This is a genomic window from Paenibacillus sp. FSL H7-0942, from assembly GCF_045040715.1.
In the GTDB taxonomy this organism is placed as follows: Bacteria; Bacillota; Bacilli; order Paenibacillales; family Paenibacillaceae; genus Paenibacillus; species Paenibacillus amylolyticus.
This window is the reverse complement of sequence record NZ_CP150279.1, coordinates 4,686,952-4,710,954: the sequence shown is the minus strand read 5'-3', so window position 1 is coordinate 4,710,954 and position 24,003 is coordinate 4,686,952. Positions and strand designations below refer to the sequence as shown.

The 24,003-nt window shown below is 45.3% G+C and carries 22 protein-coding genes and 1 tRNA gene; 18 read left to right on the top strand and 5 right to left on the bottom strand.

The annotated features are described in order from the left end of the window. Window positions 1–42 precede the first annotated feature (42 nt). Entirely contained in the window at window positions 43–486 is a 444-nt protein-coding gene (locus tag MHI48_RS20950) for a GNAT family N-acetyltransferase (RefSeq protein ID WP_036614958.1), read from the bottom strand. 238 nt (window positions 487–724) lie between these two features. After that, complete coding sequence (locus MHI48_RS20945; RefSeq protein ID WP_076328057.1) at window positions 725–982, bottom strand: hypothetical protein; 258 nt, start codon at window positions 980–982, stop codon at window positions 725–727. A gap of 204 nt (window positions 983–1,186) precedes the next feature. Here MHI48_RS20945 and MHI48_RS20940 point away from each other — a divergent pair. The 10 genes from MHI48_RS20940 (at window position 1,187) to MHI48_RS20895 (ending at window position 10,273) form a co-directional block, all read left to right on the top strand. Further along, window positions 1,187–1,258 (top strand) — tRNA-Val (locus MHI48_RS20940). Window positions 1,259–1,455: 197 nt separating this feature from the next. Continuing rightward, window positions 1,456–3,105 carry a recombinase family protein gene (locus MHI48_RS20935; protein ID WP_405141653.1) on the top strand — a complete coding sequence of 550 codons (1,650 nt, stop codon included), beginning with the start codon at window positions 1,456–1,458 and terminating at the stop codon, window positions 3,103–3,105. A 223-nt stretch (window positions 3,106–3,328) separates the two neighbouring features. Further along, window positions 3,329–5,539, top strand: a complete 2,211-nt coding sequence (locus tag MHI48_RS20930; RefSeq protein WP_076328055.1) for a M1 family metallopeptidase — start codon at window positions 3,329–3,331, stop codon at window positions 5,537–5,539. Window positions 5,540–5,721: 182 nt separating this feature from the next. After that, the gene (locus tag MHI48_RS20925) at window positions 5,722–5,994 is read left to right on the top strand and encodes a hypothetical protein (RefSeq protein WP_076328054.1); all 273 of its coding nucleotides are present in this window, start codon (window positions 5,722–5,724) and stop codon (window positions 5,992–5,994) included. Further along, window positions 5,981–6,979 carry a hypothetical protein gene (locus MHI48_RS20920; RefSeq protein ID WP_076328053.1) on the top strand — a complete coding sequence of 333 codons (999 nt, stop codon included), beginning with the start codon at window positions 5,981–5,983 and terminating at the stop codon, window positions 6,977–6,979. Before MHI48_RS20925 ends, MHI48_RS20920 begins: the two co-directional genes overlap by 14 nt. 2 nt (window positions 6,980–6,981) lie before the next feature. Further along, window positions 6,982–7,668 (top strand): hypothetical protein, encoded by a 687-nt coding sequence (locus MHI48_RS20915; protein ID WP_076328052.1) that lies wholly within the window; start codon window positions 6,982–6,984, stop codon window positions 7,666–7,668. Between the two features lie 414 nt (window positions 7,669–8,082). After that, window positions 8,083–8,502, top strand: a complete 420-nt coding sequence (locus tag MHI48_RS20910; RefSeq protein ID WP_017687397.1) for an organic hydroperoxide resistance protein — start codon at window positions 8,083–8,085, stop codon at window positions 8,500–8,502. A gap of 146 nt (window positions 8,503–8,648) precedes the next feature. Continuing rightward, window positions 8,649–8,828, top strand: a complete 180-nt coding sequence (locus tag MHI48_RS20905; protein WP_017687398.1) for a hypothetical protein — start codon at window positions 8,649–8,651, stop codon at window positions 8,826–8,828. A 475-nt stretch (window positions 8,829–9,303) separates the two neighbouring features. Then, a complete protein-coding gene (locus MHI48_RS20900) occupies window positions 9,304–9,858 on the top strand; it encodes a copper amine oxidase (protein ID WP_036614723.1) in 555 nt (184 codons plus the stop codon). Between the two features lie 97 nt (window positions 9,859–9,955). Next, entirely contained in the window at window positions 9,956–10,273 is a 318-nt protein-coding gene (locus tag MHI48_RS20895) for a DUF1292 domain-containing protein (RefSeq protein WP_036614722.1), read from the top strand. 207 nt (window positions 10,274–10,480) lie between these two features. On the opposite strand, the gene MHI48_RS20890 is transcribed toward MHI48_RS20895, so the two are convergent. Further along, window positions 10,481–11,956 carry an aminotransferase class I/II-fold pyridoxal phosphate-dependent enzyme gene (locus MHI48_RS20890; protein ID WP_026080977.1) on the bottom strand — a complete coding sequence of 492 codons (1,476 nt, stop codon included), beginning with the start codon at window positions 11,954–11,956 and terminating at the stop codon, window positions 10,481–10,483. A gap of 177 nt (window positions 11,957–12,133) precedes the next feature. Here MHI48_RS20890 and MHI48_RS20885 point away from each other — a divergent pair, with 177 nt between their 5' ends. Further along, window positions 12,134–13,426 carry an MFS transporter gene (locus tag MHI48_RS20885; RefSeq protein ID WP_076328051.1) on the top strand — a complete coding sequence of 431 codons (1,293 nt, stop codon included), beginning with the start codon at window positions 12,134–12,136 and terminating at the stop codon, window positions 13,424–13,426. A gap of 253 nt (window positions 13,427–13,679) precedes the next feature. Next, entirely contained in the window at window positions 13,680–14,279 is a 600-nt protein-coding gene (locus MHI48_RS20880) for a hypothetical protein (RefSeq protein ID WP_076328050.1), read from the top strand. Between the two features lie 76 nt (window positions 14,280–14,355). On the opposite strand, the gene MHI48_RS20875 is transcribed toward MHI48_RS20880, so the two are convergent. Beyond that, complete coding sequence (locus MHI48_RS20875) at window positions 14,356–14,961, bottom strand: suppressor of fused domain protein (protein ID WP_076328049.1); 606 nt, start codon at window positions 14,959–14,961, stop codon at window positions 14,356–14,358. A 271-nt stretch (window positions 14,962–15,232) separates the two neighbouring features. On the opposite strand from MHI48_RS20875, the gene gndA reads away from it, so the two are divergent. Both gndA and MHI48_RS20865 read left to right on the top strand, forming a co-directional pair. Continuing rightward, the gene (gene gndA / locus MHI48_RS20870) at window positions 15,233–16,642 is read left to right on the top strand and encodes an NADP-dependent phosphogluconate dehydrogenase (protein ID WP_047843706.1); all 1,410 of its coding nucleotides are present in this window, start codon (window positions 15,233–15,235) and stop codon (window positions 16,640–16,642) included. Between the two features lie 593 nt (window positions 16,643–17,235). Next, window positions 17,236–17,745 (top strand): shikimate kinase, encoded by a 510-nt coding sequence (locus MHI48_RS20865; RefSeq protein ID WP_036614703.1) that lies wholly within the window; start codon window positions 17,236–17,238, stop codon window positions 17,743–17,745. Between the two features lie 136 nt (window positions 17,746–17,881). Here the strand turns inward: MHI48_RS20865 and MHI48_RS20860 are convergent, their stop codons facing one another. Beyond that, a complete protein-coding gene (locus MHI48_RS20860; protein WP_017687407.1) occupies window positions 17,882–18,187 on the bottom strand; it encodes a rhodanese-like domain-containing protein in 306 nt (101 codons plus the stop codon). 105 nt (window positions 18,188–18,292) lie between these two features. On the opposite strand from MHI48_RS20860, the gene aroA reads away from it, so the two are divergent. The 4 genes from aroA to ptsP all read left to right on the top strand — a co-directional run bounded on the left by aroA (window position 18,293) and on the right by ptsP (window position 23,918). Continuing rightward, complete coding sequence (gene aroA / locus MHI48_RS20855) at window positions 18,293–19,588, top strand: 3-phosphoshikimate 1-carboxyvinyltransferase (protein ID WP_017687408.1); 1,296 nt, start codon at window positions 18,293–18,295, stop codon at window positions 19,586–19,588. 61 nt (window positions 19,589–19,649) lie between these two features. Continuing rightward, window positions 19,650–20,084: a CoA-binding protein gene (locus MHI48_RS20850; RefSeq protein WP_017687409.1), complete on the top strand. Its 435-nt coding sequence runs from the start codon at window positions 19,650–19,652 to the stop codon at window positions 20,082–20,084. Window positions 20,085–20,280: 196 nt separating this feature from the next. Beyond that, the gene (locus MHI48_RS20845) at window positions 20,281–22,161 is read left to right on the top strand and encodes a glucose PTS transporter subunit IIA (protein ID WP_036674872.1); all 1,881 of its coding nucleotides are present in this window, start codon (window positions 20,281–20,283) and stop codon (window positions 22,159–22,161) included. Beyond that, entirely contained in the window at window positions 22,158–23,918 is a 1,761-nt protein-coding gene (gene ptsP, locus MHI48_RS20840; protein ID WP_036674873.1) for a phosphoenolpyruvate--protein phosphotransferase, read from the top strand. The genes MHI48_RS20845 and ptsP overlap by 4 nt, the downstream gene beginning before the upstream one ends. Window positions 23,919–24,003: the final 85 nt, after the last annotated feature.

The window sequence follows — 24,003 nt, the reverse complement described above, 5'->3', positions numbered from 1 at the left end:
AGTATGCACCATATGCTGATAAGACCAGCCAACGTCGAGGTATTACAGGCTCTTTCTCATACGAACATGCAGAATATCTGCATCATAAAAAGGTTCTTCCGAAATCACTTCATAACCCAGTTTTTCATAGAATTTCTGTGCCTGACACTGCGCATCCAGTACAGAATAGGATAAGCCGAGTTCACGTGCCAGCTCCTCCATCGCGAGCAGAAGCACACGTCCATAACCAAATGAACGATGAGATTCAAGCACTGCGATCCGCTGCATTTTGGCCGTATCCTTGCTGTAATAGATCAGACGTCCTGTGGCTACAGCTTGGCCATCCGTACTTAACAATACATGATGCACATCCGGGCTGATGACATCATATTGATCAATCTCAATCTCGGCAGGCACCTGTTGCTCGATCACAAAAACGTGATGGCGAATTCCCAGGGCTTGCTCCAGTTGTTCTTCTGTCGATACATAACTAATCTCAGCTGCCAATTCCATTCCTTCTTTCTGCTCTTGCGCGACATATCAGACTGAATTATACAAAAAAATGTTTTTCCTGTATAGTGAAGTCTGGAACATATTGGGAGAGGAGGGGGTAGTGATGGGCATGACAGGCATCATGGTAATTACATTACTAATGTCGGCGGGAATGATTACTCTGTTGTATTTCGTTACGAAGAAAGCATACTCACGCAAGTGGGATGAAGACGAGTAATTCACCTGTTAACCTTCACGGCAAGACTTCACTGCTTCCTCGCGGAGAATACACATCTTGAATTACGGATTTGGAGTATACGTCCAGCCAAACGGGCAGAGATTCATCATTTTCATTGGGCTGTTGTAATTGTTGGAATTGTACCGTATGTTCATCCCTCTCCAAGCCGCAACCTGTAACGGTAGTAATGAGAATCATAAGCCCAGCAAAGAGAAAGAAGCATTTGGTAAATGTATATTTATTGGATTTTGACCGTTTTGTTAAGTTTCTCATAGGGAATTCACCTCGTTGTGTAAATGGTAATCTTTCCTTTATTGTGCACCATTTCGGATGAATTATAACCAAATAAATCATTGACAATGAACACGGTTACTTGATATGATACTGTTACTTGATTGGGAAACAATTATATATCATGATCTGTTAGCTCAGCTAAAGATAGTAGTATGACCGTAATGGATACATCTTAATTATTACAGGGCGATAGCTCAGCGGGAGAGCATTATCTTGACAGGGTAAGGGTCGTGGGTTCGATCCCCACTCGTCCTATATTTAAAATTAAAGGCAACTTCTTTTGAGAATTATATCTCAAGAGGAGTTGTTTTTTTATATAATAATATGGCTACCTCCAATAATATGTGTAGGTGGTTTTTGTTGATAATAAATATACTTAATGGTACAATTTGGATAAAATTAAGCAGTTAAAGTAGTTACGACTATCGATAAAAATAATACAGAAAAAAGATATGGTGGTTGATGGAATGGGACAAATAAAGCGTGTTGCGGCACTATATCGAGTGTCCACAAAAGGTCAGATGGACGGGAACGATATTCCAATGCAACAACGAGCATGCAGGAAGATGGTAGAGAAACAAGAGGGATGGAAGCTAGTTAAGGAATATACCGAAAAAGGGGTATCAGGTTTTAAAGTACCTGCCTCGAAGCGTGATATTATCCAAAAGGCTAAAGAGGATGCAGAGAATGGTTTATTCGATGTCTTGTTGGTATTTATGTTTGATAGGCTTGGAAGAAAAGATGATGAGACTCCCTTTGTACTTGAGTGGTTTGTAAACAAAGGGGTAGAAATGTGGTCTGTAATAGAAGGTCAGCAAAAAATTGAAGCATACACCGATCGGATGGTCAACTACTTAAGATTTTGGCAGTCAAGCGATGAAAGTAGGAAGACCTCTGAACGAGTCAACGAAAAACATATACAGATGGTCGAAGATGGTATTTTTAGGGGAGGAGGTATTCCCTACGGGTATAAAAGTGTTGATTCCGGTAATGTAAATAAAAAAGGAAAAGCACTGCAAAAACTGTGCAAGCACGAAGAAGAGTCAAAGATCGTACAAGAAATATTCCGACTAGTGCTTGAAGAAGGTTACGGACAATTAAGAATAGCTAAACTTCTAAACGAAAAAAATGTTCCGACAAGAAAAGCAAAACAATGGGGTGCTCCTACTGTAAACGTTATACTTAAGAATCCAATTTACAAAGGAGTAATGAGATACAGAAAAGAAAAAGGAGACGATATATTTTCAAAACCAATCCCTGAATTAATGATAGTTTCAGAAGAGGATTGGAATAGTGTACAGGATATAAGGGATAAAAAGAACCCTAAGAATCCAAAAAGAAATGAAAATTCCATTCCCATAAGCACTAAAGGAAGTTTACTTTTAACTGGAATAGCCAGATGCGGTTGTTGTAATTCTAGATTGACCACGACTACATTTGTAAATAAATACAAAGCAGCTAATGGAGAAATAGTCAGATACAATCAGAATAAAAGTTACCGTTGTAGTGGAAAATTGCAAGGAAAGACGGATTGTAACGGACAGGCAACATTTTCTTCAAAGAAGGTAGAGAGACAAGTCTTAGAAAGAGTGGATGTATACTTAAGTCAACTCAGAACAATAGATTTCCAATCAAAAATTGAATCATTAAAAAAGAAGGTTTCTAACGAAGAAGAGGAAAAAATAAAAACAATGCAAAATTTACTGGAAGAGAACTACGAGGAGCTTGTGACATTAAACGCTGAGGTTCCAAAATCTATAATGGGTAAGAGCGCATTCAAACCAGAAATGCTCAATGGTCTTATCGAGAAAAAAGAAAACGAAATTCAGAAAACTACTGAAGACATTAAGGGAATAGAGCAATTGTTATCCTCCAAAAAAATGGAGATATCAGAGATGGAGGCTCTAAAAGATGATCTCCCAGTTTGGGGGGAGATATTTACAAATGCATCTACAGAAAAGAAGAAAATGATGTTAAGCACATTGCTAGAGGTGGTCTACATTAGCAAAGATAAAATATTGGTTGAAATCAAGGGTGGAATAAAAGAATTACTCGGTCATCTATACAGAGAGAGTAAGGATATCAAGAGCTCACTTATTTGACAGGGTAGGGGTCAGTGGTTCGAGCCCACTACAGATCATACACGAGAAGCCTTACGATGTAAGGCTTCTTTTCTTTTTTTTCACATACAAACATGAGACGTTTCCGAGTGCTTCATTTTTCTCTCTTTTTAAACAAAACTTAAATAAAACATAAATTCAGCGTAAGGTTCGTCTTCTATACTTGGTTCTGAGGTCAACATAGAACAGGAGAAGGAGAGAACTTATGAATTATTCAAACCCATTTACATCAAAGTTAGCCAGAGTAGGGATCGCGGGTACACTGGCTTTAATACTGGCAGCAAGCCCACTTGCCAACATGGGGGTTGTTGCCGCGGAAGCAGGCCCAGCACCTGTATCTACGAAGATATATAACACACCTAAAGACTCTTTAGAGCAGACGCCGATTCAATACCAGATTCAGGCTCGATTAAATGAGAAGGACATGACGATCCAGGGGAGCGAGAAGGTAACGTATCGCAACACAAGCAAGGATGCACTCCAACAGCTGGTCCTTCATACATATGCTGACGCAAACCTTTCCAAGTCTACACAGGCGAGCATGTACCAACAGCATAATGAGAAGATTAGTGAAGATCACCCGGAGAAGACAGCGGAGGACTTTCTGGGTGGCATCGATATTCAGGCTGTAAGCGCAGATAGCCAATCGCTGGACTTCCATAAGGAAAACCAAGCGTTGACCGTGCAGTTGAAAAAGCCCGTACAACCAGGCGAATCAGTATCATTCCAACTGGAGTTTCAGTTGAATATACCCTATGGCTCACAGCGAGTTTCCTACTACAAGGACATGATCAATGGTGCACACTGGTTCCCGGTGATGTCTGTATATGACGAGGTTAAGCATCAATGGAACAAGGCGCCGTATAGTCGAACATTTGAGAGCGATTATTACACCTCATCGGACTTTGAAGTTCAATTCAATGTTCCTGATGAGTATCAGGTAGCCATGCCGGGCACGATCACCACTCAAGACAGTACAGAACATGGTCGTAAGATTGTGTCTGCTGTGGCCGAGAATACAAGGGAGTTTGTATTCTTTGCTAGTCCAAACCTTCAATTGGAGAGTGTTACCCGTAACGGTCTGACGGTGGAATACTACTATTATAACGATGATCCATCCAAGAAAAAGATAGTTGACCGGTACATTAATCAGGCATTCAAGGTCATCGATTTTTATAGTGAGAAATATGGCAAGTATCCCTATCCAGAGTTCCGAATTGTCGAGACGTATGTACAAGGCGTTGCCGTGGAGTACGCGAGGCTCATCCAGATGGGACAGATTCAAAATGGTGCTATTCCAGAAGAAGACACAACATTTATTCATGAAATAGCACATCAGTGGTTCCATGCATTGATCGGTAATAACTCGGAGACAGAATCCTTCCTGGATGAAGGCTTTGCCGATTTCTCCATGGTGTATTTTGCCGAGAAACAGGGAGACAAGCTAAATGGGTTCAGATCCATACAGTTTGATACTGCGCCCGTAGATATGGCGATTGCGTCAACAAACGATGAAGCTGGGGATTTGGCCGGTTTGGTGTATTATCAGAAGGGAAGACAAGCGATCTATCAGCTTTACCGTTCCGTCGGTGAAGAGAAATTTGACGAGTTGATGAGGACATATTTCAAACGCTACGTGTACCAAAATGCAACGGTAGAGGGGCTGCTTCAAACCATTGAAGATGTGCTTGGTAAAGAAGTACGTTCAGAAATGCAGATGGCCCTATATCAGCCTGATTTTGTCTTAAAGCCGGAATACCAATTATCACAGGAAGAGACCGCCGCCTATGTGCATGATGTCTTACAAGTGCAATATCAGGCTGTCATGGGCATGATCCCTGATCTGCCTTATGAAGTGATGAATCGATTGATGGACAAAGCCCTTCAAGGCGAGGAATTAACCATTGTGCTCAGCGATCAGGTGAGTGAACTTGCAACTAAACAGCAGGAAGATATGGTTAATCAGTTGACCGGATTCCTTGATATGACTGGTATGAGATACGACATTATAAGGGATCGCAAGGAACTGAAGCAAAAGATGAAAAAAGAGATCGGCAACAGCAACCTTATTGTCATTGGCAACGCCAAGTCAAACGGATTGGTGCAGGCTTTAAAATTTAACATTATTGATCGAACGAAACAGACGGGTTTTCCTTGGAAAAATACCATGAATCAATCTCTCGCCGCGGGTGCATATGTTATCAAACATCCCTATAACCAGAATCGATTGATGCTTCATTATTTCTGGAATGAGGATCATCTGAGTGATGCGGCATTTGAAGCTTTTAAGCTGAAAATACAGGAGTCTATCGGATTCACTAACGACTTTTACCAGTACTATGTATTGGATAACCAAGGCAAGGAGAAATCCAATAAAAAAGTTGCGAATCCCATATCTTCACTTTTTGCGGAGTAATAAGTAATTGGTTTTGCAGTTTCTTCGTTCAAACAGGTTAGCCAATTTGTATTGGTTAGCCTGTTTATGTTTTATATGAAAACCAGACTTAGAATAATAGGCTGCAAGATGGGCATAATGCTTTAACAGAAAGGCAACTTCATGAATATACTTATCGGGAGAAAACAATAGGAGGGATTAATATGAAGGATCAACATTATCCGGGCGTACCAATGAAAGGGACAGTTGCTGATTACAACTGTAAAGGAAATAAAGGAATGAACAAAATGAAAGCGTATTCATATAATGCTAGAATTTGTCCTATCATTTGTATTACTCAGGAGCCGACTGCGAATGAGGGTAATGTTGTTGATTTTTCAATCCTATTAAGGGACACTTCGGATGTTTTATATTCGCGACCGGTAATTGGTAATACCTTGTTCACAAAGGAGTTGAGTTCCCATGTCTATGACTGAAAATATTGCTCAGACAGCACTCGACGCAGCGATGAAGGCAAACAGGGCCGTTGCGCCTTATGATTATTGCGATGCAGAAACCAGACGAATGTACACGCCTCAATTTGATAAAAAAATGGACAATCCTATGTATACCGCTGCAATGGCGGGCCTTCAATCAATCTATTGGTTTCGGGCGATCAAAGTAAAGGGGCTTATCCCTGATGCAAAAGCAGATTATTATGCTACGTATTCTACCAACCATAATCACATCGGAGGAATTGGACTAGCCTACTCGAACAGCCCGACAGGACCATGGACCAAACACGGACAGGTGTATCTCGATACTGTGGTTGGGAATTCGACGGAAACTCCATTTGTGATCTGGAACGATGAAGAACAATTGTTCTTTATGTATTATCAACAAAACGGACTGGGGATCAATCAATCAACGGCACTTGCGACCTCTGTAGACATGATTAACTGGACAAGAGTGGGTTTGATTTTGGACAAACCTCCCGGGTTCCCAGGTGATGGTCATACCGGATATTTCTCGTGTTTCAGAAATGGTGGCAAATGGATCGGTTTCTCAGTGATGGGCGGTGGGGACTTTGGTCGTAAATGTATCTGGCATTCGCATGACGGACGTAGCTGGTTAGCTGATCCAAGACCATTAATGGGTGGGAATGATGCCACTTTAAGTGCAGGAGAAAACATTTCGAGACCCAATGCTGGTGTATTTATGTACAAAGGGAGCATGTGGTGGCTGGGCATGTTATCGGCTTATGCTTCCGGTGGGGTTACGACTGTAGCTCGGCCTGCCATTGCCAAGATCAGCGCAGACTTTCGTCAACTGCTGGACAAACCTACAGATATATATTTTCCGGCATTGACTTGGGAAACGACCAACATGCAATCCTTGATGGTGTCCGTTATGGACGGTGTAGTGTACGTGTATTATAATACCGATCATAATATCGGTGTAGCCTATTCGGTGGGGGTGTAAAGATGATTATACGTGATGCAGCGGGTCAGATCGTGCCCTTTGGAAAGGTCCACAAACAGCTTGTGGCCGATTTTCTTTACGGAACGTTACCGGATTGGGTGGAGGTGGTGGGCAACCCTACGTTTGAGCCTTTGCCCGACAGAGGAACCATAACCGTTACAACACCGACAACAGCAGGAGCCACGGCAGAGTTGAAAATGAAACATCTGATTGACAGCTCGAAAGTAACCGCAATTGCAATCACTTTGGAAGCGCTACAATTAAACGGGAACATTGGAATCTCAGTTCAGGTTGGCATTAAATCAAAGGATAGCAAGGCCGGAATCACCTTTTTTCAAAACGTAAATCAGAAGTATGGTATGGTCCGTGCCTATAAAGCAGATGGAACGTACACGGATTTTAATCAAAATATGGTGTTCTTCACCACACATGGCGTAGCAGGAGATGAAGCACAGAACCGTAAGAATCTCACTGTGCTGCTCTGTACAGGGTTACAGTTCTCAGCTGGGTTCGAGAGACCGTCCGTATGGCTTGGTGCGGATGATCAATATGGCGGTGTTGCTGCTGACCTTAGCGGTGGGTTGTTCCAACATGGAGAACTGCAATGTCTGTTAAAACTGACTACAAGTAAGGCCGAGGCTAAGTATTTCAAATGTGCACAGATGAAAGTGGATATCTGGAGTAATTAATCAAACTGGGATGATGTCTGAAGATGAACAAGGTGCATGATTTGTATTGGAATGACGACGAGAATAGATAGATTATCTGCATGGATCAATAAAAAGACATACGTGCAGTAATTTGGTACCTAAACACGGACACTTTGAAAATGAAGTGCAGTGTTTGGGTACCATTTTTATTTAGAGAATGAAGTCAGGCCAAGTTTATTGGATACAAGCGAACAACTCAGAAAGTGCTCTGACTCTATGTTTGGGCTGTCCGGGCTTAGAGATGAATTATTCTCCAAACGTGTTTTAAACTATATTTTTTTATATTAACTATTTACATACACAATTAAATTGTGTACAATGTAATTGTTAGCGATACAACAGAAGTCAAAATTAAGTCAAAATAAATCTAATCAACTAAAGGAGTTTTCACAAATGAAAACATTATATGAAACAACAGTCATCAATACAGGTGGACGTCAAGGCATCGTACAATCCCCAGATAACGTGTTTATGTTGGATGTTGCTGCACCACCTGAACTCGGAGGACAAGTGACGACAGCTACCAATCCGGAGCAGTTGTTTGCAGCAGGGTATAGTGCTTGTTTTAACTCCGCACTGGAGTTTCAATTGAAGAAACACAAAGTTGAGATTGAAAGAAGTACCGTAGCTGCAACGGTAATGTTGGTGACGGACTCTGAGGATAACGGCGTGAAGCTTCAAGTAGATTTGGAAGTTAAAATCCTTGGTCTGGATGAGGAGACAGCACAGAAGTTTGTGAAACTTGCCCACGACTACTGCCCATATTCCAAAGGAATCAAAGGAAACGTGAATGTTAACGTGGAACTGGCGTAATCACTGATACTAGTTGTTGTTGATAAGAAGCCTCCGAGAAATCGGAGGTTTTTTTGGTGTTTTATGCATAAAAATCAATTTCACACTCAATTGTGGGTTATAATGGTATTAAGTTTACACAAAACTGCTGAAAGGGGAATGTACTTATGATGGATTTTAGCAAACCACCCCATGGCTCTGAGACCGATACCCACCGTCAGCGTCATCAGGAGAATGAACAGAAATACCTGTCCGGAGGCAAGAGCATTTGGTATGAAATCAGCAACTGGCTCATTCTCGGAGGTATCCTCCTTGTCATATTTTTATTATTTAAATACGTTTTTTAAATAGACACACAACCGGGCGAATCCCCATATGATGCATTACATCAGTAAGCACTTGGGGAAATGGGGAATCCGGGATGGCAAAAGCAAAGGGTAAGAAAGCTCCCGCATTAAAGAGTGATAAAATACGTGTATCCATGAAGTTGGTCACATCGGATGTATGCGAGAGATGTAAGACACCATGTACACGAGGCATGGATTACGCTGCACGTATGAGAATTGAAGGGGCTTTAGGCAAGGGCGTTCCCTGTATATTGACCCGCCATACTTCTTCATAAACTCTTCGTATAATCCCGTATATATAACAATTATAGATCAGGGGCATCCTTTAATGAGGATCGCCTCTTTTTGTGCATTCCAAGGGGTGGAAAAAATTCTGGATAAAAAATGAAAAATGATGAAAAACAGCGCAACTTTGTGGATGAATCTGCAGTATAAATGTACAACAGCTAGCAGCAGGGGAGGGAATATTGACGGGATGAAATGGAAACGAATATTGCTTTGTGTCACGGTATTCTCCTTGCTCGGCGGGTCTTTATTGTTTGCAGATTCGGTGAACGAGAAGATTCGTGTTCTCATTAACGGCAAGGAAGCAGCTGATGGAGGTTATCTCATTGATGGAACGACCTATGTACCTGTCAGGGAAGCCGGAGGCGTCGTCAAATGGGACAGCAGTAACAAGAGAGTAACGGTGATCAAACCGAATGTACATATTTTTCTCTTCAAGGGAGACACTGTATTTGGCAACGTTAACGTAGGTAAGCTGAAATTTAATGTATTTTCACAAGTGGACAGTCTGACAGCAGATGTAGCTGCCGTGAAAGTAACAATCACTAACCCGAGCGGTCAGGTGAAGGATATCCAGTCCCAGGAGCTTACAACCCAGAAGGATAACTTCTGGTTCCGCACATATGATTTTACGTACGATTTCAGTCGTGCCGGCAAGTATCAGGTCGGCTTTCATATTAAAGAAAATGCAAACAGCAGCTACGTCCTGGTAGCGGAGAAAATCATTACAGCGCTGAACGATTGAAGCGAAAATTACCCTGTGAGTTAAATTGACCTGGGTCATTGAACATGTTACGATATGCAAGGTTACACAATTTCTATTTATAAAGCGAGGTATTTCAATGAGCGATCACACACATGAACACGGCGATGGCTGCGGATGCGGGCAAGACCACGACCACGACCACGAGCATGAAGAAGTCCTTCTCACATTAACAGACGAGAACGGCCAAGACGTGGAGATGGTTTTGGTGGAGACGTTTGACGTGGAGAAGCATGTTTATGCGCTCCTGCTGGAACGTAACAATCCTGAAGCTGACGGCATCATCCTGCGTATGGAAGAAGAAGACGAGGAAATGGTGCTCTACAATATTGAAGACGAAGAAGAGTGGAACCGCGTTGAAGCGGCTTACAACGAACTCGTTGCATCACAAGAATAGTCATTCTTTTGGAACATAACATGAAGGCTCCTTGATCTCAGGGGGCCTTTTGTTTGTTTTTTAAGAGGTATACGAGCATTTACACCACCGGTTTGAACGACGAAATAGACGGGAAAATGCAAACTCGCTTGTCCCATAAAATAAAAAAGGACCAAGCTAGGGCTTGGTCCTTTAAGTTTATCCCATGCACAGCGCAAGGGGGGTGTTTTAGAAAATGGCATCGGCTTCCACGATCACTTTAACGTTGGTTACGCTGCGATCTTCGGGTCCTTTGACGGGTAATCCAACTTCGACATGATCGATGATGTAGTCGATATTTTCCTGGGTGATAACCTCACCCGGCAACAGGATCGGAATGCCTGGCGGATAGACATAGATGAATTCCGAGATAATACGTCCTGCGGATTCCTTAAACGGAATCACTTCGGTATCACCGTAGAATGCATCACGTGGAGTAAGCATCAACTGTGGAATATCCGGAACTTTTACGACCAGTTCATGTGCCGGGTTCACTTGATAATAGGTACGGGAGAGATCCTGCAGAGCGTTCAGCAAGATATCCACACTGTTATCCGTATCTCCTGGCGTAATGAGACACAGAATATTGTACATATCACTAAGTTCAACCTCGATGTTGTAATGTTCACGCAGCCAGTTCTCTGTCTCATACCCTGTAATGCCCAGATGGCGAACATGGATCGTTACTTTGGTTGGATCATAGTTGAAGGTCGCTTCTGTACCTAGCAGCTCTCTACCGAAGCAATACAGGCCATCCATATCGTTAATCGAACGTCTGGCAAATTCAGCTAGTTCAATCGCCTTCTGTGCAATCTCACGACCGTGGAGAGCCAGGTTACGTCTTGATGTATCGAGTGAAGCAAGCAAAATGTATGAAGTTGATGTTGAGGTGAGCAGACTCAGGATCGTCTGTACACGCTGTGGATTCACGAACCCGTTCTTTGTGTTCAAGTTGAGTACGGAACTCTGTGTCATGGAGCCACCAAGCTTGTGAACACTGGTTGCAGCCATATCGGCACCTGCTGCCATCGCAGACAACGGCAGATCCTCATGGAAATGAATGAGCACACCATGTGCTTCATCAACAAGTACAGGGACTTGGTAGCTGTGTGCCAACTCAACAATCTCTTTCAGATCGGTAACCACGCCGTAATAGGTCGGGTTAATTACAAGCAATGCCTTGGCATCTGGATGACGCTCAAGTGCGCGACGGATAGACTGTGTAGTCACTCCATGGTCAATGCCCAGATTGGCATCTTGTGAAGGAGAAACAAATACGGGTTTGGCGCCTGAGAAAATAATGGCGGACAGAACCGATTTATGCACATTACGGGGCACAATAATTTTGTCACCCGGTGAACATACAGACAGAATCATGGTCATAATGGCACTGCTTGTGCCTTGTACACTAAAATAGGTATAATCGGCTCCGAAGGCATCTGCTGCCAAAATCTGTGCTTCCTGAATGACACCGGTTGGCTGATGCAGGTCATCCAACGGTGCGATGTTAATCAAATCTATGGAGAAGGCATTATCGCCAATAAATTCACGGAATTCGGTATCCGCTCCCAATCCTTTTTTATGGCCCGGAATATGAAACTGTACCGGATTGAGTGCCGCATGATTTTTTAAAGCGGTAAACAGCGGCGTACGGTGGTGATTCATCAGTGCTGTCACAACCCTTCCTAATAAAATTGGTAAACAAAGATGAGTATAGCAAATTAAGAACCGAATGCAACAGTATAAATCGACAATTTTTTAATTTGCCGAGATTTGGGCACATTCCCCACGGTTACACTAAGGATAGGGAATAGGCAAATGAACACCGAAAGGGGAAAAAGAATGCAAACCGATACAAAACCAGCCAAAATTTTGCGATCACCATTTTTTATCGCGATGTGGCTGACACTTTTTCTAGTTGAAATTATCAAAGGGGCTCTGTTGGTAGCTGTTTTGCCCGTGTATATGGACAATATTCTGGGTCTGTCCGCAGGCGTTATTGGTGTGGCATTTGCTCTTCAATATCTGGGAGATAATCTGTTCCGTGCACCTTCCGGCTGGGCAGCAGAACGGATCGGGTTCCGCGCAACGATGGTTACAGCATTAATCTGTACCTTAATCGCTGTTATTATGATCCTTTTTCTCAAAAGTGCCGTTGGACTGGCCATGGCCTGTCTGATTCTTGGCATTGGTACGTCACCGCTCTGGCCTTGCGCCATGACAGGGGTGACGGCGATGTCAGGCCCACAGAACAAGAATGGTACAGCAATGGGGGCGCTGGAGATGGCTGCTCTGGGTGGTACAGGACTTGGACCTATAGGCATGAACTGGCTGCTGGAGCGCACGCATCATGATTATAGAACTATATTCCTCGTGCTGATGGGTTGTGCCATTCTCGTTATTCTGGTGGCCATGATTCTTCCTGGACGTGTCATTGTTGAAGGAGAGCATGCCGAGCAAGCAGCGAAGAATAGTGATGTGAAATATCCAGCCAAACCGAATTTGCTGACGCCGTTCATCCGGCTGCAAAAGAGTGTGAAGGGCACACTGCAACGGGTACGCAGCACGCTTAATGTTAATCCACTGGTGTATCCTGCCTTGTTTATGCAGTCGTTTGTCATCGGGCTGCTCAGTCCAGTAATCACGCTATATACACGCACAGACCTGCACATCTCACCAAATCTTTACAGTTTGTTGCTGATTGCGGGTGGTGGAATAACCGTTATTGCCTTGCTGCCTGTTGGTAAAATGGTAGACAGGTTTGGCACGAAACCGTTCCTGAACGTTGGTTTTTTGATGGCGGCAGCGAGTCTGTTCGCATTCTCCTCTATAACATCCATTCCGGTGGTGTTTGGTGTTGTCATGCTGGTGGGCATCAGTTATGCCATGATTCTGCCCGCCTGGAATGCTTTTGTAGCCACACTGATTCCCAAAGGAGAGCGGGGAGCGATCTGGGGATTTTTCCTTACATTGCAGGGATCAGGCATGGTTGTAGGCCCTATTGTTTCCGGACTGCTGTGGGACCACGTTAGCCATCCGGCTCCATTCATTGGCAGTGCCATCGTCATGGCAGGACTTGCCGTTGTGCACTTTGTGTTATCCCGCAATCCGTTTCGCACCGCTCCGGCCAAATAAGCAAAAGAAAAGGGAGTTCCACCAACCATCTTGGTTGTGGAGCTCCCTTTTTCGCGTCCGTTATATCACGATAATCGGGGGCTTGCCCCTGTGCGTCTGCGGAAAGCTGCAATCCGGCGGTCCTTTCGGTGAAAAATAGTCAAATAACCAAGTACCCTTACATAAAATGAAGTATAAAATAGGGTAAGCCGATTGAGTAGAAGCGATTGAAGACGAGGGCCGGAGTTGATCCGGTACAGATGGAGGGAGTGCCGTGAATAAGAGTTATGAAGTTGAATATTGCAATCTGGAGCTGCGGTTCAACCGTCGGCATATCCAAAATTTGATCAGAGACCTTATTCGTGAGGGATATTCACTATATTGGAGCGAGGACGAATCCTTTTTTATCCTGTCAGTCCGGACCGGTCGCAAGCTGGTAAAGCTCCGCTTTCAACAGACACGCACGGGGAACTACAAGATGACTGGAGATTATATCATTAAGGATGCAAAACTTGCAGAGTGGCTGGAGAAGCTGATTGGAGATACACGCGGGCATGCAGTTGTGAAGCGGTTCAAGGATCAGCAGATGACCGTGGAGAACATTTTATTCGGCGAAGTCATTCGGCTTGTGGAAGTGTCCGGGTTCAAACAACGTGTCATTTTTCAAAAGGAACCTGCGCCGACGGCGGAAGAGATGGAAGAAATGTTCCTCTCGCGTGAAGGCGAGGAAAGGCTCATGTTGTTGCGCATGGAAGTGGACGATGAACTGGAACGCCTGCATACGGCAGTTCAGCTGAATAATACAGAAAAGGCAAACGCCTGCCGCGAAGCATTGAAACAGTTGTCCGGACATCTGTTAATGCTGGAAGGTTGATGAATATCGCTTTTGAAAGTCATCTACATTAGAGCCCCGGCGCAAGCCAGGGCTCTATTTTTGTGCCTGACGGGCATCACGGACGACAGGGGTTGATGATGGAATATTGCGAGCTTTCAATCCAGGCATCAAATTCATCCAATCCTTTGGTGAGCAACAGGTTGGCTTCAAAAGAAGTGATGGGTACTGCCCACAGTAATGCTATCGTTTCATGACCCACATGAATCTGTTCGAGGGATTCTTTCTCTCCCCGCAATTCATCAATGAGAAAGGCAGTCGCATTCCATCGGGCTGGTGCTAATTCGCTTGATTCCATCACACGGGGAACCGTTGAATCCGGCACGTTTTCGATGTGATGGGAGATCAGATCGACCAGGTAGGTGTTGACACGCTCCACCTCTTCACCGCCAAGATCCGGTTGCAGCGCAAGCATCCATTCAGCAGCTACAATCTCTCCTGAGGGCCGTGTTGCCTGAGACAACCCAACCGTCACGAATCTTGCGATGCCAGATTGAATTGTGGCAGGAAAATAATAGATTTCTACATGAATGTTTCTTTCTGGCTTCGAAAGAACGATCCTGAGCTCTGGCACCCCCCATTCATTCATATACGCCCCCAGAAGAAATGTTCTTCGAATATCCAGGGAAAACCGTTCCTCTTTTGAGAGCTGCTCTAAGGCCATTATGTACACTCCTCCTTTTTGTTCGAATTTCATTGGATATAATTATAACATTGTACAATACAATATTGGATTAATAGGATTACTTTGGCATGATCTATTGTATTCACGGTTCTATTTATGAAAATACGATGAACACCTCAGCAGATTGGGGTGTTTTCTCGTTGCGTACCTGTACCACGGGGTTCACTTCTATACATAAAACCGTTAAAATGGGAGTATTGTTGAGAATTTATTTCAATAAAATTAATTGGAGCAAAGGATGGAGGACCAGATGACAAAACAACAAATTGGCGTAATTGGCCTGGCTGTCATGGGCAAAAATTTGGCCCTTAACATTGAAAGCAAAGGTTTCTCAGTATCGGTATATAACCGTTCCCCGGAGAAAACCAATGATCTTCTGAAAGAAGCTGAAGGTAAAAACCTGACAGGCTCATTCTCCATTGAAGAGTTCGTAGCATCCCTGGAATCCCCGCGCAAAATTTTGATCATGGTACAAGCCGGTAAAGCGACCGACGCTACCATTGAACAACTGCTTCCTCACCTGGATGAGGGCGACATCATCATTGATGGAGGGAACGCATACTTCCCTGACACGCAACGTCGCAGCAAAGAGTTGGAAGACAAAGGCATTCGCTTCATCGGTACAGGTGTATCCGGTGGTGAAGAAGGCGCACTGAAAGGCCCTTCCATCATGCCTGGTGGACAGGAAAGTGCTTATAAACTGGTTGAACCGATCCTGACGGCGATCTCAGCCAAAGTCGGTGACGATCCATGTTGTACATATATTGGACCTGATGGTGCCGGACACTATGTGAAAATGGTGCATAACGGTATTGAGTACGGAGATATGCAGTTGATTGGTGAAGCGTACCACTTGCTCAAATCCGTATTAAACGTTTCTGTTGAAGAGCTGCATGCGATCTTTACGGAATGGAATCAAGGAGAGTTGGATAGCTACCTGATCGAAATCACGGCAGATATCTTCTCCAAATACGATCCTGAAACGGGCAAACCGATGGTTGACGTCATTCTGGACGCGGCTGGACAAAAAGGAACAGGTAAATGGACAAGCCAAAGCGCGCTGGATCTCGGCGTTCCATTGTCCATGATTACGGAATCCGTATTCTCCCGTTTCCTGTCTGCGATGAAGGACGAGCGTGTAGCAGCTAGCAAAATCCTGAATGGACCAGCAACTGAAGAGTTCTCCGGTGACAAAAAAGCGTTCATCGAGAGCGTTCGTAAAGCCCTCTTCGCAAGTAAAATCGTATCCTACGCACAAGGATTTGCACAAATGCGTGCAGCTTCCGACGAGTATGGCTGGGATCTGAAATACGGCAACATTGCCATGATCTTCCGCGGTGGCTGCATCATCCGTTCGCAGTTCCTGCAAAACATCAAGGAAGCTTATGATAAAGACGCAGCACTGAAAAACTTGCTCTTGGATCCTTACTTCCAAAACATCGTTGAGTCTTATCAAGGCGCATGGCGTGAAGTTGTAGCGGCGGCTGTAAAACAAGGTGTTCCGGTACCTGGCTTCTCCAGCGCTCTTTCTTACTACGACAGCTACCGTACAGAGCGTTTGCCAGCAAACTTGCTGCAAGCTCAACGTGACTACTTCGGTGCTCACACGTTCAAACGTGTGGACAAAGAAGGTAGCTTCCACCACAACTGGATGGAGTAGTACCACATATACAAGTCTATTAGATTTGGTCAAAGCGCCCTTAAGCAGGAGCTATGGCCTGCTAAGAGGCTCAAAAGAGGTTTGGCGTTCCGGTGATTGCCGGTTAACGCTAGGCCTCTTTTTTACTTTGTTATACAGTAATAGTGTTGATGGAGAAGATATGTAGCTGGTTCTAGACCTAATGAACAGGAGACACTCTATTTTTGTAAAATGAGCCGGTTCTATTTTTTAACGAACTCAGATGGCCCTATTTCAATAATTCGCAGTGAGATGTCGAGGTTTTGACGGTGATTTTTTGAAATAAGTTTACTGAGATTCGTTAGAAGTTTAACTGCGACTATTTTAGGTAAATAAGCTCATTGGTGTTCGTTAAGTTACTAGTTGGTCACTGATTGAAAACGTTTGGGGGCTCAAAACTGTTTGAGGGTGATCTGACGTAGGCTTAGATGCCGGGAGTTACTTAATCTGTCTTGGAAGTACTTGCGGATGGTCGAAAGGAAGTCAGTGAGGAGATGGTCTTTCCCAGTCCGCAGGGCTGTGTTATGATAGGACAAAAGTGCTCACGAATTGCTTGAATTAAAGGAGTGTACACCTTGAGCAAGTCTAACAATATTATTCTCATCGGTATGATGGGAACCGGCAAATCAACCGTCGCTGACATGCTTGCACGCGAGCTTGGTTATCGATTGATTGATGTAGACGCCGCGGTGGAAAAAGAGGAAGGCTGTACGATTCCGGAATTGTTCACTGGCAAGGGAGAGACGTATTTCCGTGATGCCGAGAGCCGCATGTTATGCTCGGTGCTGGAGAAGAAGTCACAGGTCATAGCGACCGGAGGTGGCGTGGTGCTGCGTTCGGATAATTGTGACGTGATGTTGAAGAATGGTTGGGTTGTTGCCTTGACTGCTGATCCGGCAGTGATTGTAGAGCGTGTTAGTGGCTGTGACAATCGCCCACTCCTCGCAGGCAATGCAGAGGAACGCATTCAGGCAATTATGGAAGAACGGAAAGACGCATATCGGTTCGCACATTATACGGTGGATACAACCGAGTTATCCGCTGCTGAAGTGACTCGTTTAATTTTAGCGCATTACCGCGTCTAAGCTTGTTATCATCGAAGTTTGATGGGTGATAGGTGGTGGCAGATATAACAAAACGGGCCATATAGGCCCGTTTCTAGGAGTGGAGCAGAGCTGAGGTCACAAGGTTACAAATGACTTCGCTTCTCTCCGAGCTTCTCTAGTCTTCCTGTTGCCACTGAAGCATACCGCCGACCATGTTTGTACAGCCTTCATATCCCAGTTGCTGCAGATATTCACATGCACGCTCACTGCGGTAACCGCTACGACAGATGATCACGATCTCGCCTGATTTCTCAATCTCAGACAGACGGTCCGGAATCTGTCCAAGCGGAATATGCTTGGCTCCTTCGATCATGCCTTGCGCGACTTCATCGTCCTCACGGACGTCTATCATCTGCAACTTCTCTCCCGCCTGTAAACGGCGGCGCAGCTCAGACGTTTCAATTTCAGCTATTTGTGTCATATTCAGGTCCTCTTTTCTGTATGGACTTAACGCTATAATGATACCCAAGCGATGCACGGAATGTCAATTTGGCCACAATATAATCAATGAAGGAGAATTTCATCCATGGACGTTATTGTTAAACCAACCCCCACTCTGAACGGGGAAATCGGGGCTCTGTCCTCTAAAAACTACACGACTCGCTATTTGCTGGCTGCTGCGCTGGCGGAAGGCACAAGTACCATTCATTTCCCGGCACACAGTGAAGACAGTGACGCCATGCGCAGATGTATTCGTGATCTGGGGGCAGTACTTGAAGAAGACGACAGCAAGATTGTGATCCAGGGTTTTGGCAGTCATCCCCGTGATGTGCGTGAATTAAATGTTGGGAATGCGGGTGCTGTACTTCGTTTCCTGATGGGCGTTACAGCGCTCTGCCCTGAAGTTACTTTTGTGAATACGTACCCGGATTCGCTGGGCAAACGTCCACATGATGACCTGATCGATGCGCTTGGTCAATTGGGTGTAGATGTACAGCATGAACAAGGACGCCTGCCGATTACAATCAAGGGTGGCAATGCCAAGGGTGGACACATTCGTGTATCCGGCTCCGTCAGCTCCCAATATCTGAGTGCGTTGTTGTTTGTAACTCCGTTGCTTGCAGAAGACAGCACCATTGAAGTACTGAATGACCTGAAGTCCAAGGTCGTTATCGGACAGACGCTGGAAGTGCTGGAGCAGGCAGGTATCGTTATCCATGCAAGTGATGATTATATGTCCTTCCGTGTACCAGGTGGACAGGCTTACCAACCAACGACCTACACAGTTCAAGGGGATTATCCCGGCTCAGCAGCGGTTCTTGCCGCAGCAGCGGTTACACAGTCCGATGTGAAAATTCTGCGCCTGATGGAGCAGAGCAAACAGGGTGAACGTGCCATCGTTGACGTGCTGCGCATGATGGAAGTGCCATTGACACATGAGAACGATGTTGTACATGTTCAAGGTAATGGCAGACTGAAAGCGATCGAATTCGACGGGGATGCCGCGACGGATGCCGTTTTGGCTATGGTAGCCGCAGCTGTGTTTGCGGAAGGCACGTCACGGTTCTATAATGTAGAGAACCTGCGTTACAAGGAATGTGACCGAATCACCGATTATTTGAACGAACTGCGGAAGGCAGGAGCGAACGTTGAAGAGCGTCAAGCTGAGATTATCGTTCATGGACGTCCAGAAGGCGTTGAAGGCGGCGTTGAGATTAACGCTCACTACGATCATCGCGTAATTATGGCGCTCACTGTTGTTGGTCTGCGTTCCAAGGAGCCGCTTCGTATTCGGGATGCACACCATGTAGCCAAGTCTTATCCGCAATATTTCGATCATTTGCAGGCGCTTGGCGCCTCGGTTCAATGGGTAAAAGAGTAAATAACTGAAAACCTGTTTTTTTTGAACACGCACTTTAATCAGAAAAGGATGGTGCTTGAACATGGAATTTAACAACCCTACTCGTGAAGAAATTGGACAACTTTTGCGCAAGGCAGGCAACATCGCAGTCGTCGGCTTATCAGACAAATCAGATCGCACTTCCTATATGGTGGCAGAAGCCATGCAGAGCAGAGGTTATCGCATCATCCCGGTTAATCCACAGGTGCAAGGTGAAATCCTGGGAGAGACGGTATATGCTACACTCGCGGATATCCCAGAGCCGGTAGACATTGTCAATGTGTTTCGTCGCGAAGAGTTTTGCGCGGATGTCGCTCGTGACGCCGCTGCCATCAAAGCAAATGTTCTATGGTTGCAGCTTGGCATCCATAGTGATGAAGCGGTCCAGATTGCTGCAGAGAACGGCATGACAGCGGTAACGAATCGTTGTATCAAGGTAGAGGATTCCATCGTTCTGCGCGGCGCTGGACGCGGCTGAGAGGCTCGTTCACCTGTGATCGGATGATCTCCTGATCTGTCCCAATTGAATGAACATAGGATGAATCCCGTTAACTTGAAGTTGACGGGATTTTTTCTGTTCTATTTTTGACGTATTAATTACCAATTGGTTACTGTTTTGCTTTGACAAAACGTTGCGTAAAGCTTACCATCTAGGATAGAAAGGAGAGGTCGCCATGAATTGGCTCGGATCCTTGCAGCAGCTCGGACGAGCGGTAATGCTGCCTACAATGGTCCTGCCCGCCGCCGCAATTTTGCTCAGTGTTGGCAGTCTGCCTTGGGACGCCTGGGGATTGGATATTGTCGGTGAAGTGTCTACCGTGGCCGGACACGGTATTTTTTATTTCTTACCGTATCTGTTCGCTGTCGGTGTAGCACTGGGACTCTCCAACCAGGCCGGACAAGCGGGACTTGCTGCTCTGGCTGGTATCGTGATATATGATCAGGTGACTCGGAACTTCGGGGATGGCACCGTTCAGCCCGCTTCCTTAATCGGAATCATACTCGGCGCGCTTGCCGGTGGGATGCATAATCGGTTTAAAAGCATTAAACTGCCTGAAATTTTACAATTTTTTGGAGGTTCAAGGTTTGTTTTGCTCATTGTCGGACTCTGTTCGGCATTGTTCTCCTGTTTTATGTTATGGCTCGCTCCGATCCTACAGCATGGACTGAACGGCATTGCTACCTGGGAATACAGTCTCGGGGGTTTTGGACTATTCATCTACGGAGTGTTATACAGGGTGCTGGTTGCTTTTGGGCTTCATCACCTGCTTAACAATGTGTTTTGGTTCCAGTTAGGGACGTTTGAAACGCCTGATGGTAACATTGTGCAAGGGGATTTGCCCCGATTTTTTGCAGGTGATCCAACAGCAGGATTCTTTATGGCGGGTTTGTTTCCCATCATGATGTTTGCCATTCCGGCAATAGCCTTTGCTATTATTCAGGAAGCCAGGGAAGATCTGAAACCAAAAATCAAGAAAACTTTTCTGACATCGGCACTCGTTTGTTTTCTAACCGGGGTATCGGAACAGATTGAGTTTGCTTTTTTGTTCGCAGCACCTTATCTGTTCATCGTGCATGCAGTGATGTCCGGCGTTGCCATGTGGATTAGTTACTGGCTTGATATCCGGCATGGATTTTCTTACTCCGCAGGTATTATTGATTACATACTCAATTTCCATCTATCGGAGAATGCTTGGAAGCTCATTCCGATTGGCATACTATATGGGCTGGTTTACTACTTCCTGTTCCGATGGGCGATTCGTACGTTCAAGATTCCAACACCAGGACGTGAAGAGGGCTCCATGCTGGAAGATTGGGTAGGTAACATTCCTTATCAGGCACCTTTAATCCTCGAGGCATTGGGTGGGAAGAGTAACATTGTACAGGTTGAAGCATGTATTACACGTCTTCGCCTGACTGTGCATGATGACCGCCTGATCGACACGGGTGCCATGAAGAGTATGGGGTCTGCTGGACTGATCAAGCTGGGTGGCGGTAACGTACAGGTGGTATTCGGTACCTACTCGGAATTGATTCGGGAAGAAATCGCGAAGCTGCTGGAAAGAGATCTGCAACAGGTTCTGTTCTGTGCTCCCGTTCAGGGCAAAATGCTCCCGATTGAAGAGGTGCCGGATCAGATCTTTGCAGCCAAGCTTGTCGGTGATGGTGTAGCCTTTGTTCCGGAAAAGGGAGAGCTGGTCTCACCCGTGTACGGAACGATTATGCACTTGTACCCGACCATGCATGCCTTGGGTATATCTACCCGTGAGGGGCTTGAAGTGTTACTGCATATCGGCATCGATACCTCTCAGTTGAAAGGCCATTTTGAAGCTTTTGTTCAGGAGGGCGATACGGTGGAGCCGGGGCAGTTGTTGATCAAGTTTGATCTGGCAGTACTCCGCGAGCAAGCGGCGTCACTAACAACACCAATGGTAATTACGAATCCAGATCGTGTAAAATCATGGAGTTTTGCTCCATTTAAGCAAGTTAAGAAAGGTCAGGCATCCGTTATGTCCGTGGTGCTCTATGACAGGAACGTTGGAGGGGTAGAATGAAGATACAAGGCATCAACGGAGCTGCAGGCATAGCCATCGGCAAAGCATTTGTCCTGCCCAGTTGGGAATGGGATCTGCCGGATCAGAAGATGGATTCGGTGGATCTCGCCCAAGAGTTCGAACGGCTGTATGAGGGCATACGGACATCAAAGGATGAGATCGAATATATCAAAAATGAGTTCAAGGAAGTTGTTGGTCCAGAGGAGTCCAGTATCTTTGATGCACATCTGGCAATCCTAGAAGATCCGGTATTCATGAACGAAATTCGCGGCATTATTGAGCGTCAATATAAGGCAGCAGAAGTGGCGGTCAAAGAAGCCATAGACCATTTTGTCACGATGTTTGACTTGCTGGAAGACGAGTATATGAAGGAGCGGGCCATTGACATCAAGGATGTGGGTAACCGTCTGCTCAAGCATTTGCTCGGTGCACCGGAGATTACACTTCCTTCCGATACCCAGCCGTATGTACTTGTTGCCAAAGAACTGTCGCCATCTCAACTGGCGCATCTGAATCCCACCCATGTGCTAGGTATTGTGACCTTGATTGGAGGGAAAACATCACATTCCGCGATTATGGCTCGTGCCCTTGGCATTCCTCTCGTTTCCGGTCTGGAAGCGAGTCTTGGCATGCCAGTAGAGACAGGGGATATGCTTGTGGTGGATGGTGACAATGGCTTGGTATTTACGGACCCGGATCGCAAGACAATTGAACGGTATACCATGCTTCGCAGCAAACAACTGAAGAAAAAGGAACAACTTCAAGTCCTTGCTACCGTGGATGCCGTAACCAAAGATGGGGCCGTTTTGCACTTGGCTTCCAATATCAGTTCGGTGAAGGAATTGGACCTTGCTTTGAAACAAGGTGCCAAAGGTGTGGGCTTGTTCCGAACAGAATTCTTGTATATGGACCGTGCTACTTTCCCGGGTGAGCAAGAACAGTATGAGGTGTACCGTCTTGTGGCAGAGAAAACAGCAGGACAATCCGTTGTTATTCGTACACTGGATATCGGTGGTGACAAGCAACTCGATTACTTTGAATTGCCGGAGGAAGACAATCCGTTTCTGGGTTACCGTGCCATTCGGATTAGTCTCGACCGCAAGGATCTGTTCAAAACACAGCTTACAGCCATTCTGCGTGCCAGCGCGGCCGGAAATGTCAAAATTATGTACCCTATGATCTCTTCGGTGGAAGAACTTCAGCAGGCCAATGAGATTCTTCGTGAGGCGATGTCCGATCTGGACGAGCGGGGATTATCATACGACCCTCACATTCAGGTGGGAATTATGATCGAAGTTCCTGCAGCGGTGATGATTGCTGATCTGCTCGCAGAGGAAGCTGATTTCTTCAGTATTGGTACGAACGACCTGGTTCAATATGTACTTGCAGTAGATCGAATGAATGAGCAGATTGCTCATATGTATCACCCCTATCATCCGGCTGTTCTGCGGATGCTTCGTGCGACAGCAGATGCGGCTCATACGGCTGGAATTGATGTCAGTGTGTGCGGAGAGATGGCAGGGGACGAACGTGCCATTCCGCTTTGGTTGGAGCTTGGCATTCGCCACTTGAGTATGTCTCCACAATCCTTGTTACGTGTGAAGCACAGAGTGCTGAACACAACAGCATCGACCGCCAAAGAAGAAGCGCGAAAGTGCTTCGCCTTACGGACCAGCGGAGATATTGAGGAGCGACTACAAGTCTTTAATGACTCTACGGGAAGTCCAGATGAACAAAGTGGTTCGAACGCATCGTAATTAGGGAAAATGGATATAAATACCTTTAAGTTAATATATTTACATTTGTGATAATTATTTGTCGGAAACCTTGTTATATAAAATA